This is a genomic window from uncultured Algibacter sp., assembly GCF_963976535.1.
Taxonomy (GTDB): domain Bacteria; phylum Bacteroidota; class Bacteroidia; order Flavobacteriales; family Flavobacteriaceae; genus Algibacter_B.
Genome location: NZ_CAXBLF010000004.1, coordinates 71,843 through 87,522, shown reverse-complemented (window position 1 = coordinate 87,522; position 15,680 = coordinate 71,843). Strand labels below are relative to the sequence as shown.

Sequence of the window (15,680 nt, the reverse complement as noted above, 5' to 3'; positions counted from 1 at the left end):
TTTATAAATAGTATTAGAAGATGAAATTTAAGTTTGAAGATTTAATTATTTGGCAAAAAGGAATGGATTTAGGAGAGGATATGAATGTTTTAGCATCTAAATTTCCGAAGCAAGAACTTTATAACTTATCTTCTCAGTTACGAAGAGCCGCAGATTCTATAGCTTTAAATATTTTCAGAAGGTTCAATTTTGCAATCTGGACCAGAGTATAGAAAATTCTTAGGGTATTCAATTCGCTCTTTAGCAGAGGTTGTAACTTGTTTGCACAAAGCAAAAAGAAGAAATTATTTAAAGGAAGAAGATTTTTTAAAATATTACAAAGATTGTTTTGATATTATGAATATGACAATAGCCTTCAGAAATAAAATAAAACATTAATGATAACAGTATCGAGATGAGTAAGCAACTTCAAGCTTCCAATTCCGTACTTCAAACTTTTAAAATTATGACACTAGAACTCATTGTATTTATCGGCGCTATACTATTCGGAATCTTTCTGTATTGGAGGGAATCTAAAGGCAATGGGCTTTATCGTTTTTTTAATAAAATTATAAATTCGAAAGAGCTTCAAATAAAACCTGAAGACAAAACTGGTTTTGTTTATCAACAAACGTTTTTACTACGCTTGGTTTTTGTTGGGTTCTTATTTTTAATAGGAATTGTAATTACACGTTTTTTAATTCCCATAGATATTGCAACTATTTCAATTTTTGCATCTATGATTGTTGGAACTATAGTAGGAACTTATTTGGCAAATTTCATATTTAAATCAACTGAAGTAATTGACGAAAAAAGTGATTCTTTGGAAGATATGGTTCATGACACTATTGAAAAAGGGAAAAACTTTATTGAAGATTTAAAAACTAAAGAAACAGAAGAAGTTTTTGAAGACGCTAAAGAAGCACCAAAAGTCGAGGAGAAGAGTGCGAGAGATCGTTTGAAGGATAAAGGATTGTTGTAGTATTCAGTCTCAGTCTCAGTCTCAGTCTCAGTCTCAGTCTCAGTCTCAGTATTCAGTAAAAAAACATTCGTGTATTCGTGGCATAAAAAGATATTAAACATGATTAAAACTTATTGGAATAAAGGAAAGAAACAAAAAACGATAACTATAATTGTTTCACTAATCTTATTAATAGTGTTGTTCGTCTTAAGAGATGATTATCAACCAGCATTATTATTTGTTAGAAAGTTCATTTTTATCATTTTATTTAGTGGAATTATATTGTTTTTAGGTTTACGGAAATTCAGAAAATCTGCAAGTACAGGATCTAGACTGGGAATATTGGGATTGTTAGTGGTTTTCTTCGGAATTTTATATGCTCTTGGATGGCATTTTAAAATGTACGATTACATGAAAACTTATAATGTTTTCAATCATTTAAATAAAGTTGAAATAAATGAATTGCCATTAACTCAAAACGAACGGATTCAACCCTTACGAAATATATTCTCTATGGCAAATGAAAGTGTAGGAGAGACCAAAGATGTTTCCTTACCACATTTAGTGAGAATAGATAATGAAAATAAATGGACTATGGCTATCCAACCTACCGAAAAATATATGTGGCAAGGAATGACCGATAATACCGAAGAAGTTTTTTCGGTATCGAGTACAACGCCATTTCCAAGGTTTTCAAGTGAAAATAGAATTCCAGTAACGTTTTCTATAGGTGAATCTTTAAAGTTTAGTAGAAACACGTATAATGCTGTGGTACAGCGTTTCAACTTCTTCCAATTATTCACAATGGAACCTAGTGATACGTATTACATGAAAAATGATACAGGACAATGGGTACAGGTGGTTAGTTTAATAAAATGGAAAGGATTTTTATTTCCGTATCCAACCTTTGGAGGTGTTATGGTAATTGATAATGGTGAGCATGATTTTAGCGATTATATAGAGCGTATTTTAATTGGAAAAGGAAACTATGTGAGTCCAGAAGAAATGAAAAACTTTCCATTTTTGATTGGGCAAAATACATTGGCTGAAAAAGTATCACGTTTACAAGCGGAGTCTTTAAAATTCTTAGGTGGATTTAGTGATCCATTACCTTGGAATATGGAAACTGCAGTAAAAATACCAGAAATGCCAAAAGACCAAAACCAACAACCCTATGTAACTGATTTTGATTTTTCCGATACAGAATCTGATGGTTATAGTGGTTTATACCATTGGTTTGGATTAGAGCCAGTAGGTGAGGAGCGTACCAGTTTAAGCTACAGTGTGTTTATACCTGCCGATGGAACAGATAAATTATATTATTATAATCATGCTGCAAAAAAGCAAGGTTATGCAGGCGTTTCGGCAATGCCTTTAAAAGTAAAAGAATCACGTAAAGAATATGATTGGACTGCCAATACACCGGTGGAATTTAGACCCTATATTAAAAATTTAGCTGGTAAAAAGCGTATGTTTTTTATGGGTACAGTATCTTCTATTAGCGATACAGATTCGAAGCAGTTTGATGGTTCTGCTACACCAGATTTAGTTCTTGTTGATAGCGAATATCGTGATGTGGTTTGGATTGATGTAAAACACCCAAGCCAATGGGATAAAACGGTTTATGACCAACTTAATGAAGCATGGCGCTCAAGCGAAAAAATTGGATATTATTTTGTTGAGGAAACGAAAGAAATTGATATTGCACAAGAAGTGATAGATTCTATAATAGCTATTCCTCAAGTGGATAAAAAGGATGATGAGATTAAGAGACTGCAAAAGCAGATTGACTCTTTGAAGGCAATTGGGAATTAAAACACCAACTCCATTTTTATATTACAACGTTTATAAGGACAATCAGGTTCTACAGGAACTTGAATAAAACCATACTTTCTATAGATATATATAGCATTTTCTAAATTAGTATTGGAGTAGAGTAGAAGTTTTGGCAATCCAATAGATTTTGCATAATCAATACAGTATTGCATAAGTTTTTGTCCAATTTTATGTCCGCGATGCTTTGGAGATATCGCCATTTTGGTTAATTCAAAAAGGCCTTCGTTCCCTATTGGCATTAAAGCCACGGTGCCAACTACATCATCTTCAAGTTTTGCAAAAAATATGTGTCCACCTTTATTTATAATATATTTTTCTGGTTTGCTTAAAACTTCTTCATCATAAGGTTCTACATAAAAAAAGGTTTTTAACCATTCTACATTTAATTCATAGAAATCTTTAGAATATTGTTTATTAAAAGAAATGATATCAACCATGATGCGCTTTAATAAAATCTGTTATTAGATATGTAATAAGTTTTCCAACTTGAGTAGTCGTTTTTTTAGTTGGAGCAGCTTCGCAAATATGCAAGTATGTTGCGTTTTTATGTCTTGCAAAATAGTTAAGAAATTGTCGTGTTTTATTTACGCTAAAACCACTTGGTGTCATGGCACTACTTGGAATATTTTCAATGGCATCACAATCAATTTCAATTCCAAAATTACTATTCGAAACATGCAGGTAAGCACGTTCTAATTCTTTTTTAAACTTCAGTTCATTTCTAATTTCTAAAGCATCAAAAGTATTGTACTCGATAGATTTTGATTTATCTAGTGCTTTAAAAATCTTATCAGAAGTATAATTTTCATGCAATCCGAAAACAAAGTAATTGGCTAAAAATCCTTCCGCGAAAGCGTACTTAAATCCATTACCACTATGGCGCCCTTCTTCATCTCTAAAATCGGAGTGTGCATCAAAATTTATAACATTAATTGGCTTTCCAATAGCTAAGGATGAACCTTTTATATTTCCGTAGGCATTATTATGTCCGCCCCCAATTAGTATTGGTTTTTTACCAGCCATAACAATTTGATGGATTATATGAGTTACATATTCATCAATTTTAGTTACTATTTTTCTAGCTTTTAAAACATCTTTTTTTCGGGATGAATTTAATTTTGAAACGGCCAATTGTTCTTGTGTAAAATCTAAATGACCTAATATTAAAACCTTGCTAGCCTTTGTGAATTCATTGCTTTGAATGTTTAACAAAATTTTAAGGGTCGCTTCCCAAGCTTTTGAAGCTCCAGTTTTTCCGTGGTTTGCAAATACACCAACATCTTCAGGCAAACCTAAAATTACATGTGTAACATCCAAATTTTCAAGTTGTACGTATATGTTAGAAATACTGGTTAATATTTGAACGTGTTGACCAAATTTGGATTCACCAGAACGTTTGTTTAATAATTTATTTCGAGTAGCATTGTTAAATAAAACCAGTTTATCCATAAATTAGATGAATTTTGAATATTAAAAGTACATCATTATTTATTTATAGCATTAAAACGAACAACAAAAATTTAGATTAACCTTAACAAACATTAAAACAAGTAATTATGGAAGACAACAAAAGCAACATGGGACTTAAAGTAGGATTGGGTATTGCGCTAGTTTTATTTTTAGCGACAGGATTTTATACTATGAATTTGTATAATAGTAGCAAAAAAGTACAGAATGAGCTAACTGAAGAGAAGCAATTAGTAATGAATGATTTAAACGCTATGGCGAAACAATATGATGAAGCTATTGGTGAGAATGAAGTTTCAAATGCTAATTTAGTTGAAGCTAGAGGACGTATTCAAGGATTAATTGATTCTTTAAAAATTTCTGAAACTAACGTAAAAAGTTTATGGAGATATAAAAGAAAATATGCTTCACTTCAAGAAGAAATGGATGTGTTATTGGCTCAAAATGATTCGTTAAGAGTTGAGAATTCATATTTAGCAACATCTTTAGATAGTACACGTGTGCGTTTAGAAGAGCGTACTGTTTTTACAGATTCTTTACTAGTTCAAAACAATGCTTTAGCTGAAGTTGTTGAAAATGCGGCTATCTTAAATACCGTTGGTTTAAAAGGTTTTGGAGTTATTGAAAGAACTTCTGGTAAATTGATTCCAACTGAAAGAGCTACTAGAGCTGATAAAATTAGAGTGTGCTTTACTGTTGCAAAAAATGCTTTAGTACAAGCTGGCGATGAAGAATTATATGTTCAAGTTATTGATCCAAAAAACAATACTTTAGGTTTAAATGAACAAGTTACTTTTGGTGAAAAATCTTTAAACTATAGTATGATTAGTAAATTTAATTATGAGAATGCAAGCCTTAACGTATGTGAGTTTGTAACTTCTAAAAAAGATTTTGAAAAAGGACGATATATAGTAAATGTTTTTAACGAAAAAGATTTAGTATCTAGTTCAGAGTTTACTTTAAAGTAAATCGATTATAACACTACAGATCAAAAGCCTCAAGCGTAAAGTTTGGGGCTTTTTTATGCGATAACAGTTCCATTAATAATAACCGTTTCAATATTGTTTTCTCCAAATGAATAGGGCAAATAATTATAGCTAGGTATAGGTTTTGTAATTATAAGATTTGCCTTTTTTCCTATAGTAATACTTCCATAGTCTTTTGAAATTCCCATAGCATAGGCACCATTTAAAGTTGCTGCGTTTATGGCTTCCTCTGGTGTCATTTTCATTTTAATACACGCTGTACTCAGAACAAAATTCATATTCCCACTTGGAGTAGAACCAGGGTTGTAGTCTGTTGCTAATGCTAATGGTAAACCAGAATTAATAATTTGTCTTGCAGGTGTGTAAGGAATACTTAAAAAGAAAGAACAAGAGGGGAGCGCAACAGGCATCGTTTTACTGCCTTTTAATGCAATAATATCCTCTAGAGTTAGTTCTTCTAAATGATCTACAGATAGCGCCTTATGTTTAACACTCATGGCAACACCTCCAAAGGCATTAAATTGATTAACATGTATTTTAGGAATTAGCCCATATTGTTTTCCTGCTGATAAAATGGCTTCGGTATCTTCTAAAGAAAAATAGCCTTCTTCACAAAAAACATCAATAAAATCAGCTAAGTGCTCTTCAGCTATTTTTGGAAGCATTTCATTGATGATTAAATCAACATAACCTTTTTTGTTGTTTAAATAGGCTTCAGGAAAAGCATGAGCGCCCAGAAATGTAGCCTTAATTTCAATAGGAAATTCTTTTTTAATGCGTTTAATAACACGAAGCATTTTGAGTTCAGACTCAACGGTTAATCCATAACCCGACTTTATTTCTAAAGCGCCTGTGCCAAGTTTTATAATGCTTTTAACCCGCTCAATAGATTGATTAAATAAATCTTCTTCTGAAGTATTTTGAAGCGTTTTTGCAGAGTTTAAAATGCCACCGCCACGATTAGCTATTTCGGTATAACTCAAACCGTTTATTCTATCTACAAACTCTAGTTCTCTGTTTCCCGCATAAACAATGTGTGTGTGTGAGTCGCACCATGTTGGTAGAACTAATTTATCAGCAGCATCAATAGTCTTGTCTGCTACAATATTTTTGCAACTTTCCATGCTCCCAAAATTAGAAATCTGACCATTTTTAATAAAAAGGAAAGCATTCTTAATAGTTGGCAAATTTTGCATGTCTTTACCTGAAACCTTCAACGTATTTTGGTCTCTTACTTGAATTAATTCTTTTATATTAATAATTAAAATAGACATAAAGTGCTGAACAATATAATTAAAGCTATAAATTTAGGTACAATAAATTAGAAAAAATGGAAACGATAGGATTAATTGGAGGAATAACGCCGCAGTCAACTATAATGTATTATGAAGTTTTGAATAGGTTGGCTAGTGAACATTTTGGAGAAAACCATTCATGTAAAGTCATTATTAACTCAGTTAATTTTGCTGAAATTTCTAATCTTCAAAAAGAAAACAGATGGGATAAGTTAGATGATATCATGGCTGATGCTGGTAAAAGCCTAGAATTAGCTGGTGCAAAATGCATTTTAATTTGTGCAAATACCATGCATCTTACTATTGATGCTGTAAGAGAAGCTGTAGATATTCCGGTTATTCATATTGCTGAAGCAACTGCAGAAAAAATAATAGAAAAGAAATTAAAAACAGTTGCACTTTTAGGAACTAAATATACCATGGAGAAAGATTTTTATATTGAGGTGTTGCGTTCTTTTGGAATAAAAACTATAGTTCCAAATTTAGAAAATAGAAACGCAGTTCATCGGATAATTTACGATGAACTATCTAAAGGCATATTAAATGATGCATCTAAACAAATTTATCTGCAAATTATAGAAAAATTAATAGAAAATGGTGCAGAAGGTGTTATTTTGGGGTGTACAGAAATACCCTTACTAATTAATCAATCAGATGTTTCGACACCTGTTTTTGATACCACAACCATACACGCCGCCAAATCGTTTATGGAAGTGTTAAAAACATAAATAGTATGAACCCTAACTTAGTATTTCTAAACTCGTTTTTAGATGTTTCCGAGGAAACTTTTTCTAAACTTACGAGTATAGCGGTATACAAAAAACTTGACGCTGGTGCGCTAATAGCTAAACCAGGTGAAGTTCCTAGCAAGATATATATGCTTGTTTCAGGAATGATGAGAGCTTATTTAAGTTCAGAAAACGGAAAAGAGTTTAATAAAAACTTTTTCATGCCCTTTAGTTTTGTCGGAGCACTTACTGCTTTAATCCAAAACCAACCGTCTAAATTAACTTATGAAGCGCTCACAACATGTAAAGTTTATGAAGTAAATTTTAATGATATAACTGAACTATGCAAAAGTGACATAAACATAAGCAACTTGTATAATAGAATACTCGAACATGTTTATATTAGGTACGAAGAGCGCCAATTAGAACTCATTTCTATGGATGCCAAAGCTCGGTATCTTGCCCTTCGAAAAAAAATACCAAATATAGAAGGACTTGTTCCTCAGTACGAAATAGCATCTTATTTAAGTATTACTCCAGTACAATTGAGCAGAATTAGAAGAAAAATCAAAACGGAAGAGATAAAACAAGACAGATAAGACTATTTGTACATATTCTGATTGATAAAATGTAATCAAAATCGAGATGTTTTTATTTAAAGTCATTGTTGTCCGATAAAAGAATCAAGACCGCTGCGCTGATAGAATATAGAATTAAGACTTAATTTTAACGCATTGATAATCAATTTACAATAGATTTGTCATTTCAGAAAGCTTTTGATTTTTTACTTGTTGTAAAAGTAAGGGGCATATCTCAAAAAAATCTTTTAGCCTATACCCAATCTATCGTTCGGACTATCTTACAAATTTTAATCGGACACTATTGATTTAAAGTTATTTTTTATAATGGAGTTAACAAATGTTATCTTATAACAGATTAGTTAGTTATATATTTGACTCGATTTCCTTTTTATATTACAATTTGCAAAGGATTGATAGCTAACCAACCAAAAAGACAGGTAAATTTATTTCACCTGTCTTTTTATTTTATCAAGATTTAAGAATTTTATTTAAGACTTCCAACCATGTCTTCTGGTTTTACCCAAGCATCATAATCTTCAGCTGTAACATATCCTAAACGTATAGCTTCTTCTTTTAAAGTCGTTCCATTTTTATGAGCTGTATTAGCTATTTCTGCAGCTTTATAATACCCTATTTTTGTATTTAAAGCGGTTACAAGCATTAATGAATTGTTTAATAGTTTTGTAATAACCGCATGGTTAGGCTCAATCCCAACTGCACAATTTTCTTCAAAACTAGCACAGGCATCACCAATTAATTGTGCTGATTGTAATACGTTAGCTGCCATTACAGGTTTAAACACATTCAATTCATAATGTCCTTGTAAACCACCAACAGAAACAGCTACATCATTACCCATAACTTGGGCGCAAACCATAGTTAAAGCTTCACATTGCGTAGGGTTTACTTTTCCAGGCATAATAGAACTTCCAGGTTCATTTGCAGGAATTGTAATCTCTCCAATACCAGAACGCGGTCCTGAAGCCATCATTCTAATATCATTGGCAATTTTATTTAAGGATACTGCCAATTGCTTCAATGCGCCATGTGTTTCAACTAAGGCATCGTGAGCCGCTAATGCTTCAAATTTATTAGGGGCGGTTATAAACGGTAATTCAGTAAATTCTGCGATGTATTGTGCCACAAGTTCGCTATATCCTTTAGGCGTATTTAAACCTGTACCAACAGCTGTACCACCAAGTGCTAATTCACTTAAATGTGATAATGTGTTTTCAAGGGCTTTTAAACCATGATCTAACTGAGCTACATAACCAGATAGTTCTTGTCCTAAAGTAAGAGGCGTAGCGTCCATAAGGTGTGTTCTACCTATTTTTACAACATTTTTAAATGCTATTGATTTTTCATTAAGTGTATTACGCAATTGTTTAACACCAGGAATTGTAGTCTCCGCAATTTTTTTATAAGCTGCAATATGCATACCTGTTGGAAACGTGTCATTTGAAGATTGCGATTTATTGACATCATCATTAGGTTGAATTGTTTTTTCGCCTTCCCCAATAACTTTACCAGCTAATTGGTGCGCTCTATTTGCAACAACCTCATTAACATTCATATTGCTTTGTGTACCAGAACCTGTTTGCCAAATAACTAAAGGAAATTGGTTATCGTGTTTACCTTCTAATATTTCTTCACAAACTTGTGCTATTAAATCTCGTTTTTCAATAGGTAAAACGCCTAATTCACAATTGGTATATGCAGCTGCTTTTTTTAAATAAGCAAATCCGTAAACGATTTCTAATGGCATCGAGCCTGAAGGGCCAATTTTGAAGTTATTTCTAGAGCGTTCTGTTTGTGCTCCCCAAAGTTTATCAGCGGGCACTTTTACCTCGCCCATAGTATCTTTTTCTATTCTGTAACTCATATTAATAATGCTTAAATTATAAGCTGCTAAGGTAATTCTTTTATGATGTTTTTAATTATGATTTTTGTTAGTTTTTACCACTTCTTTTTAATATATTAATAACGGAATTATTTACGTTATGATTTTAAAATCAATTAAATTAGTAGGACTTTATTTTAAGTTCAAATTTAAAAATATATATTATGGCAACAATTAGATTAGGAGACGAGGCTCCAAATTTCACAACACAATCTACAGAAGGAACTATTAATTTCCATGAATGGTTAGGAGATAGTTGGGGTGTTTTATTTTCGCACCCAGCAGATTATACACCAGTTTGTACAACAGAATTGGGTACAGTAGCAAAATACAAAGGTGAGTTTGATAAGCGTCATGTAAAAGTTGTTGCGCTTAGTGTTGATGGCTTAGATTCGCATAAAGGATGGATTAATGATATTAATGAAACTCAAGGAACAACAGTTAATTTCCCTATTATCGCTGATGAGGATAGGAAAGTTTCTGAACTTTATGATATGATTCACCCTAATGCAGATAGCAAACTAACGGTGCGTTCCGTTTTTGTGATTGATAACACTAAAAAGGTGAAACTAATTATAATCTATCCAGCATCTACCGGTAGAAATTTTGATGAATTGTTACGTGTTATAGATTCTTTACAGTTAACAGCATATCATAAAGTGGCTACACCTGCTAATTGGAATAATGGGGATGATTGTGTGGTAGTTCCTGCTGTTGCAACCAAGGATATACCCAATATTTTCCCAAAAGGATATAAGGAAGTTAAACCATATTTACGTATGACTCCTCAGCCAAATTTGGATTAGTTAAAAACTCTGTTAATAATTTTTAACTTGATATTGTATAAGACATACCTTTGCATTATCTTTGTTAAAGATTTTATAAAAGACAATTACTATTATGTTTGATTTTGACCAGTATTTAGGCTTTTTAGCATTTTTAACTATCTTAACAATGGGGTTTTGGTTAATGATATTTTTAATAACGTTTGTTGTTCCTTATTGGATAGCAGGTTCTTTAATTGAAAGGTTAAAAGAAGTTAGAAAAGAAAAAAAAGCTAAACGTCAAGCTTAAAACATATTTTTTAAGTTACATATCCATTCCTCCGCCTTCAAAACCACCTTGGCGCTCTCGTTTTTTCTTCTGGTTGAATCTATATGTAAATGCTAGATTAAAAGTGCGCCCTCCTCTAAATTGAATTTCTTGGTAGGCGGTAAATGTTTCTGCTGTAATATCATTACTATAAAAAGCACTATTGAAAAGATCTCTTATATTAAAAGCTATTGAAGCTTTTTCTTTAAATAAATCTTTACTCAAAGCAAGATTAGTTGATAAAACTCCTTTTCTACTGTTTTGTGCATCTTGACTTGGCCCTCTGTAATTTATGTTGGTCTGCCAATCTATATTATATGGTAATGTTAGTTTATTTGTCAATCTTGCTGTCCATGTTAAATTATTGGCACTTAAGTCCACGCCATTAAAACTTCCATTTCGTTCAAATTTAAAAATGTTTAAATCACTATTAATTCGCCACTTTCTAGTCGGATTATAATTTAAATTCAACTCAAAACCATAGCGTTTATCTTTACCTAAATTAACTGGGCCTCTTTCTATTACAGGGAATTCTTCCCCATTAACAATAACAGACTCATTAGTTCTTCTACTTACAAAAGTCATAATGTCTTTTGATTGAGAATAATAGATTGATGAGGAAATAGTTAACTTTTCTAATTTATTTAAATACCCCAATTCAAAAGTACCAGAAAATGTCGGGTTTAAATCCGGATTACCTTGAAAGACATTTGTTATACTAGAACGAGAAGGGAAAGGGTTAAGCATAAATCCTCTTGGTCTTCTAGTTCTTCTATTGTATCCTAAAGTAAAGCTTTGTGAGTCGCTTATTTCATAATTTAGGTTAACGGTAGGAAATAATCCATCAATTATTTTTTTACTAAAATCGCCTGTAGTTGGTTGATCTAGAGTGATTCGAGTATTTTCATATCTTAAACCTAATAGGTATGAAAATTTATCAATTTTACTACCAAATTGAGCGTAAATAGCAGTAATATATTGTTTAAAATTAAAAAGATTTGTTAGATTGTTATTTATTTCAAATTTTTGAGTGTCAAGGTTTAGAATGTCAACCCTAAAATCTGTAGCTCTTGTATTAAAATCACCCCTGTATCCTAATTCTATTTGGCTTTTTTCACCAATGGGTAATACGTAATCACTCTGTAGTAAAATATTTTGTTGGTCTTCAAGAGTAGAAACCTTTTCAGATTCTAAACCATTAATAGTAATGAGAGAATTTTGATCTTGATTAGAATCTTCATATTGAAAATCGAAAGATAATTTATGGTCACTAGCTTCAAAATTTTTTGTGAAATTAAAAGCGTACTGAATCGTTTTATCTTCCTGAATTTCTGGATCTCGTCGTTCACTTTCACTTGTAGTATTGTTAATTTTATTAAACTGTACTAGTTTATTAATCGAGTTGTTTTCAGAATTATTATCTCGATAAACAACTGAAGATGTTATTGATGCTGAGTCGTTAATATACCATTCAATACCTGTGTTTGTAGTAATTCCTTTTCTAATATTTGTCCAGTCACGTTTCTCATCTAAATTTGGGACGTTATTGTTAAAATATAGAACATCATTATACCATCTGCCAACTGTTTCATCATATCGATATGAAGACGTATTAAAAATATTGACATTTCCTGTTCTATAATTTATGTTTCCTGAAATTCCAGCTGCATCAGGATCTGCAACATTTGCTGTAATAGAACCGTTTAAACCTAGTAATTTACTTCTACGTAAAATAATATTTAATATCCCCGCTGTACCTTCAGCTTCATATCTAGCGGAAGGCGAGGTGATTACTTCTACTTTTTCAATAGCTTCCGCAGGTAATTGTCTTAATGCTTCAGTAGAATTAAGTCCAACTAACCCAGAAGGCTTACCATTAATGAGGATACGGACATTATCGTTACCTCTTAAGGCTACATTGCCTTCTGCATCTACAGAAACGGATGGTACATTATCTAATACATCACTCACATTTCCACCACTCACAGTAAGGTCTTTCCCAACATTATATATTTTCTTATCTAGACGTATTTCAACAGTTGTACGTTCAGCAATAATTTCTATTTCGTCTAATGACTCAGCATTGATTTCAAGGGAAAAACGACCAAGGTTTTCGTTTTTTAATATATTTTTGTTTGGAATTGTAATTGTTTTAAAAGAAATATATTCAATTGTAATATCATAAATACCCGTTAAAACAGGTATACTAAAGTTACCTTTTGTATCAGTTATTCCTCCAGTAATAATTTTGTTTTGAAGTTTACTAAAAAAGGCTATGGTTGCATATTCTAAGGGTTGCTTGGTCTCTTCGTCAATAACAGATCCTGTAACTTTAACTTCTTTTCCTTCTGGTTTTTGAGCAAAACCAAATGCAGTGAACAAGCAAAATAGAATTAGCAAAAATTTGGATTTAGCCATTTAAAGTGTTTTGATAATTAGACGGCAAATCTAGTTTAACGTTTAATACCAAATGGTTAAAATTTTGTTAATTGAAAATGGGTGAAAGCTAGATAATATCTAGTATTAACTCAGGAGGTCTACCTATTACGGCTTTATTTCCATTAATGACAATTGGACGCTCTATAAGCTTGGGGTTTTCAATCATAGCAGTAATGATTTCGGCATCATTTAAATCTTTATTTTTGAAGTTGTCTTTCCAAATGGATTCATTTTTTCTAACTAAATCAATTGGTTTTATTCTTAATAACTTTATGATGTTTTTTAAATCTTTAGCAGTAGGTACATTTTCAAGATACTTAACAACTTCAAAATCTTTACCAGATTTTTCTAAAATTTCTAGTCCGCATCTAGATTTAGAACATCGATTATTATGGTATATTTTAATCATTATAAATTAATATTAAAGGTTTTTAATTGGATGAGGAGTTGTTCTGGAGATTGAAAACGAATACCGTTAATACCCAAATTATTAGCAGTTTCAATATTTTTAAGATTGTCATCAATAAAAATAGCATTTTCAGCTTTGATATTAAAACGTTCTAGTGTTAGGTTATAAATAGCATCAAAAGGCTTTCTTGTTTTTTCTTCACCTGAAACTATAATACCTTCAAACCATTGTAAAAACTCAAAACGCTCTAAAGCAATAGGGAAGGTTTCTGCACTCCAATTAGTTAATGCTACAATTTTGTAATCTTTTGAATCAATAAACTTTTTTAGAATATCAACGGTTCCGGTAATGGCATCTCCTAACATTTCAACCCATCTGCCATAAAACATTCGTATTTCTTTTTCATATTCAGGAAAAAGAGCAACTCTCTCTTCTGTTGCTTGAACCATAGGGTAACCAGCATCTTGATTTTCGTTCCAATTACTCGTACAAATAGTATCAAAAAACCATTGCATTTTTTCTCGATCTCCATTGAAAACATCTAAAAAAACATATTCTGGATTCCAATCAATTAGCACACCTCCAAGGTCGAATATTATCGTATCTATTTTGTTTTTCATAATGCTCCCTAAATCCCTCCTAAGGAGGGTCTTTTTTTAAGTTTCAATTTCAATTTATTAAAGTGTTGATGTATCTTCTTCTTTTTGCCCCATGGCCATTAAATATGATTTTAAAAACTCATCTATATTTCCATCCATAACTGCATCAACATTACCTGTTTCATGAGCTGTTCTAACATCTTTCACTAATTTATAAGGATGCATCACATAGTTTCTAATCTGGCTTCCCCATTCAATTTTCATTTTACCAGCTTCAATATCTTCACGTTGGGATAATTGTTTCTGAAGTTCAATTTCATACAATTGCGACTTTAGCATTTGCATAGCTCTAGATCTGTTATCGTGCTGAGAACGGGTTTCTGAGCATGAAATTTGAATTCCTGAAGGTTTATGAGTTAATTGAACTTTAGTTTCAACTTTGTTAACATTTTGTCCTCCGGCGCCACTAGAGCGCGCTGTAGTAATTTCAATATCGGCTGGGTTTATTTCAATTTCTATGCTGTCGTCCACAAGAGGATAAACATAAACGGAAGCAAAACTTGTATGGCGTTTTGCATTACTATCAAAAGGCGAAATGCGCACTAAGCGGTGCACGCCGTTTTCTCCTTTTAACCAACCAAAGGCAAAATCGCCTTGAATCTCTAAAGTTACTGTTTTAATGCCTGCAACATCACCTTCTTGAAAGTTTAATTCCTTCACTTTAAAGCCGCTTTTTTCTGCATACATTAAGTACATGCGCATCAGCATACTAGCCCAGTCACAACTCTCTGTACCTCCGGCGCCTGCGGTAATTTGCAATACCGCACTTAAGCTATCACCTTCTTCAGAAAGCATATTTCTAAATTCAATATCTTCTAGTAGAATTGACGCTTTATTATATCGATTTTCTAAATCTTCAACAGTAGATTCCCCTTCCTTAAAGAATTCATAAATAACTTCAAGGTCTTCAATTAGAGTTTTTAAGTCTTTATAATCTTGCACCCATTTTTTCTTAACTCGAAGCGATTTCATAATAGCCTCGGCAGTTTTTGGGTCGTTCCAGAAATTGGGATCGAAGGTTTGTTCTTCTTCGTTTTGTATTTCTATAAGTTTGGCATCTATGTCAAAGATAGTGCCTAAGTTTGTCGAGGCGGGTGTTTAGATCTTTAATTTGATCTGATGTAATCATAGGTTATTTGTTTTGAACAAAAATAGGTTTTAAAAAAGCTTCAAAAAAGATTTAATTATAGAATTTTACATATTAAAAGTAATTGTTTCATAATCATAAATTAAAGTTTAAGGTAAAAATAAAATTCTAAAATTTATATACCTAAAGGGAATTTGAATATAAAAAAGAGGCTGTCTGAAAAGTTTTTCGAGTTGTCAGTTTGAGCGCAGTCGAAAACGT

The 15,680-nt window shown here is 31.9% G+C and carries 17 protein-coding genes; 9 read left to right on the top strand and 8 right to left on the bottom strand.

Translation table 11 applies throughout. The features are described 5' to 3' along the window. Window positions 1-20 precede the first annotated feature (20 nt). The 4 genes from AAC024_RS02555 (at window position 21) to AAC024_RS02540 (ending at window position 2,755) form a co-directional block, all read left to right on the top strand. Window positions 21-212 carry a four helix bundle protein gene (locus tag AAC024_RS02555; protein ID WP_339893614.1) on the top strand — a complete coding sequence of 64 codons (192 nt, stop codon included), beginning with the start codon at window positions 21-23 and terminating at the stop codon, window positions 210-212. Next, on the top strand, window positions 190-378 hold the full coding sequence (locus tag AAC024_RS02550; RefSeq protein WP_339893613.1) for a four helix bundle protein: 189 nt from the start codon (window positions 190-192) through the stop codon (window positions 376-378). Before AAC024_RS02555 ends, AAC024_RS02550 begins: the two co-directional genes overlap by 23 nt. Before the next feature lie 16 nt (window positions 379-394). Continuing rightward, a complete protein-coding gene (locus AAC024_RS02545; RefSeq protein WP_339893612.1) occupies window positions 395-961 on the top strand; it encodes a hypothetical protein in 567 nt (188 codons plus the stop codon). 99 nt (window positions 962-1,060) lie between these two features. Further along, window positions 1,061-2,755, top strand: a complete 1,695-nt coding sequence (locus tag AAC024_RS02540) for a hypothetical protein (RefSeq protein ID WP_339893611.1) — start codon at window positions 1,061-1,063, stop codon at window positions 2,753-2,755. Here the strand turns inward: AAC024_RS02540 and AAC024_RS02535 are convergent. Together AAC024_RS02535 and AAC024_RS02530 are read right to left on the bottom strand one after the other, a co-directional pair. Next, on the bottom strand, window positions 2,752-3,213 hold the full coding sequence (locus AAC024_RS02535) for a GNAT family N-acetyltransferase (RefSeq protein WP_339893610.1): 462 nt from the start codon (window positions 3,211-3,213) through the stop codon (window positions 2,752-2,754). The genes AAC024_RS02540 and AAC024_RS02535 overlap by 4 nt on opposite strands. Beyond that, on the bottom strand, window positions 3,206-4,225 hold the full coding sequence (locus tag AAC024_RS02530) for a formimidoylglutamase (protein WP_339893609.1): 1,020 nt from the start codon (window positions 4,223-4,225) through the stop codon (window positions 3,206-3,208). Before AAC024_RS02530 ends, AAC024_RS02535 begins: the two co-directional genes overlap by 8 nt. A 107-nt stretch (window positions 4,226-4,332) precedes the next feature. Between AAC024_RS02530 and AAC024_RS02525 the strand changes: the two genes are divergently transcribed. Continuing rightward, the gene (locus AAC024_RS02525; protein WP_339893608.1) at window positions 4,333-5,211 is read left to right on the top strand and encodes a chromosome partitioning protein ParA; all 879 of its coding nucleotides are present in this window, start codon (window positions 4,333-4,335) and stop codon (window positions 5,209-5,211) included. Between the two features lie 53 nt (window positions 5,212-5,264). Here AAC024_RS02525 and hutI read toward each other — a convergent pair whose 3' ends face one another. Then, window positions 5,265-6,503: an imidazolonepropionase gene (gene hutI / locus AAC024_RS02520; RefSeq protein ID WP_339893607.1), complete on the bottom strand. Its 1,239-nt coding sequence runs from the start codon at window positions 6,501-6,503 to the stop codon at window positions 5,265-5,267. A 56-nt stretch (window positions 6,504-6,559) separates the two neighbouring features. Between hutI and AAC024_RS02515 the strand changes: the two genes are divergently transcribed. Together AAC024_RS02515 and AAC024_RS02510 are read left to right on the top strand one after the other, a co-directional pair. Next, complete coding sequence (locus AAC024_RS02515) at window positions 6,560-7,252, top strand: aspartate/glutamate racemase family protein (RefSeq protein ID WP_339893606.1); 693 nt, start codon at window positions 6,560-6,562, stop codon at window positions 7,250-7,252. A 5-nt stretch (window positions 7,253-7,257) separates the two neighbouring features. After that, a complete protein-coding gene (locus AAC024_RS02510; RefSeq protein ID WP_339893605.1) occupies window positions 7,258-7,851 on the top strand; it encodes a Crp/Fnr family transcriptional regulator in 594 nt (197 codons plus the stop codon). A 466-nt stretch (window positions 7,852-8,317) separates the two neighbouring features. Here the strand turns inward: AAC024_RS02510 and fumC are convergent, their stop codons facing one another. After that, the gene (gene fumC / locus AAC024_RS02505; RefSeq protein WP_339893604.1) at window positions 8,318-9,715 is read right to left on the bottom strand and encodes a class II fumarate hydratase; all 1,398 of its coding nucleotides are present in this window, start codon (window positions 9,713-9,715) and stop codon (window positions 8,318-8,320) included. Between the two features lie 182 nt (window positions 9,716-9,897). Here fumC and AAC024_RS02500 point away from each other — a divergent pair, with 182 nt between their 5' ends. Together AAC024_RS02500 and AAC024_RS02495 are read left to right on the top strand one after the other, a co-directional pair. Further along, window positions 9,898-10,539, top strand: coding sequence for a peroxiredoxin (locus AAC024_RS02500; protein WP_339893603.1), 642 nt, complete (start codon window positions 9,898-9,900; stop codon window positions 10,537-10,539). Window positions 10,540-10,633: 94 nt separating this feature from the next. Continuing rightward, on the top strand, window positions 10,634-10,807 hold the full coding sequence (locus tag AAC024_RS02495; protein ID WP_339893602.1) for a hypothetical protein: 174 nt from the start codon (window positions 10,634-10,636) through the stop codon (window positions 10,805-10,807). 15 nt (window positions 10,808-10,822) lie between these two features. Here the strand turns inward: AAC024_RS02495 and AAC024_RS02490 are convergent, their stop codons facing one another. The 4 genes from AAC024_RS02490 to prfB all read right to left on the bottom strand — a co-directional run bounded on the left by AAC024_RS02490 (window position 10,823) and on the right by prfB (window position 15,461). Beyond that, window positions 10,823-13,243: an outer membrane beta-barrel family protein gene (locus AAC024_RS02490; protein WP_339893601.1), complete on the bottom strand. Its 2,421-nt coding sequence runs from the start codon at window positions 13,241-13,243 to the stop codon at window positions 10,823-10,825. An 88-nt stretch (window positions 13,244-13,331) separates the two neighbouring features. Continuing rightward, the gene (gene arsC / locus AAC024_RS02485) at window positions 13,332-13,673 is read right to left on the bottom strand and encodes an arsenate reductase (glutaredoxin) (RefSeq protein WP_339893600.1); all 342 of its coding nucleotides are present in this window, start codon (window positions 13,671-13,673) and stop codon (window positions 13,332-13,334) included. Continuing rightward, complete coding sequence (locus AAC024_RS02480) at window positions 13,673-14,293, bottom strand: HAD family phosphatase (RefSeq protein WP_339893599.1); 621 nt, start codon at window positions 14,291-14,293, stop codon at window positions 13,673-13,675. Before AAC024_RS02480 ends, arsC begins: the two co-directional genes overlap by 1 nt. Before the next feature lie 57 nt (window positions 14,294-14,350). Next, window positions 14,351-15,461 (bottom strand): peptide chain release factor 2 gene (gene prfB / locus AAC024_RS02475; RefSeq protein WP_339893598.1). Its coding sequence is split into 2 segments (ribosomal slippage): window positions 14,351-15,397 and window positions 15,399-15,461, totalling 1,110 coding nucleotides; the frame shifts between segments, so codons are not numbered across the junction. Between the last annotated feature and the right edge of the window lie 219 nt (window positions 15,462-15,680).

Excerpts from the sequence above, each read along its gene's own strand:
- AAC024_RS02495 (WP_339893602.1), top strand. The coding sequence starts at position 10,634 with ATGTTTGATTTTGACCAGTATTTAGGCTTTTTAGCATTTTTAACTATC.
- AAC024_RS02490 (WP_339893601.1), bottom strand. The coding sequence starts at position 13,243 with ATGGCTAAATCCAAATTTTTGCTAATTCTATTTTGCTTGTTCACTGCA.
- AAC024_RS02535 (WP_339893610.1), bottom strand. The coding sequence starts at position 3,213 with ATGGTTGATATCATTTCTTTTAATAAACAATATTCTAAAGATTTCTAT.
- AAC024_RS02555 (WP_339893614.1), top strand. The coding sequence starts at position 21 with ATGAAATTTAAGTTTGAAGATTTAATTATTTGGCAAAAAGGAATGGAT.
- AAC024_RS02515 (WP_339893606.1), top strand. The coding sequence starts at position 6,560 with ATGGAAACGATAGGATTAATTGGAGGAATAACGCCGCAGTCAACTATA.
- arsC (WP_339893600.1), bottom strand. The coding sequence starts at position 13,673 with ATGATTAAAATATACCATAATAATCGATGTTCTAAATCTAGATGCGGA.
- AAC024_RS02545 (WP_339893612.1), top strand. The coding sequence starts at position 395 with ATGAGTAAGCAACTTCAAGCTTCCAATTCCGTACTTCAAACTTTTAAA.
- AAC024_RS02500 (WP_339893603.1), top strand. The coding sequence starts at position 9,898 with ATGGCAACAATTAGATTAGGAGACGAGGCTCCAAATTTCACAACACAA.
- AAC024_RS02530 (WP_339893609.1), bottom strand. The coding sequence starts at position 4,225 with ATGGATAAACTGGTTTTATTTAACAATGCTACTCGAAATAAATTATTA.
- fumC (WP_339893604.1), bottom strand. The coding sequence starts at position 9,715 with ATGAGTTACAGAATAGAAAAAGATACTATGGGCGAGGTAAAAGTGCCC.
- AAC024_RS02480 (WP_339893599.1), bottom strand. The coding sequence starts at position 14,293 with ATGAAAAACAAAATAGATACGATAATATTCGACCTTGGAGGTGTGCTA.
- AAC024_RS02525 (WP_339893608.1), top strand. The coding sequence starts at position 4,333 with ATGGAAGACAACAAAAGCAACATGGGACTTAAAGTAGGATTGGGTATT.
- hutI (WP_339893607.1), bottom strand. The coding sequence starts at position 6,503 with ATGTCTATTTTAATTATTAATATAAAAGAATTAATTCAAGTAAGAGAC.
- AAC024_RS02510 (WP_339893605.1), top strand. The coding sequence starts at position 7,258 with ATGAACCCTAACTTAGTATTTCTAAACTCGTTTTTAGATGTTTCCGAG.
- AAC024_RS02540 (WP_339893611.1), top strand. The coding sequence starts at position 1,061 with ATGATTAAAACTTATTGGAATAAAGGAAAGAAACAAAAAACGATAACT.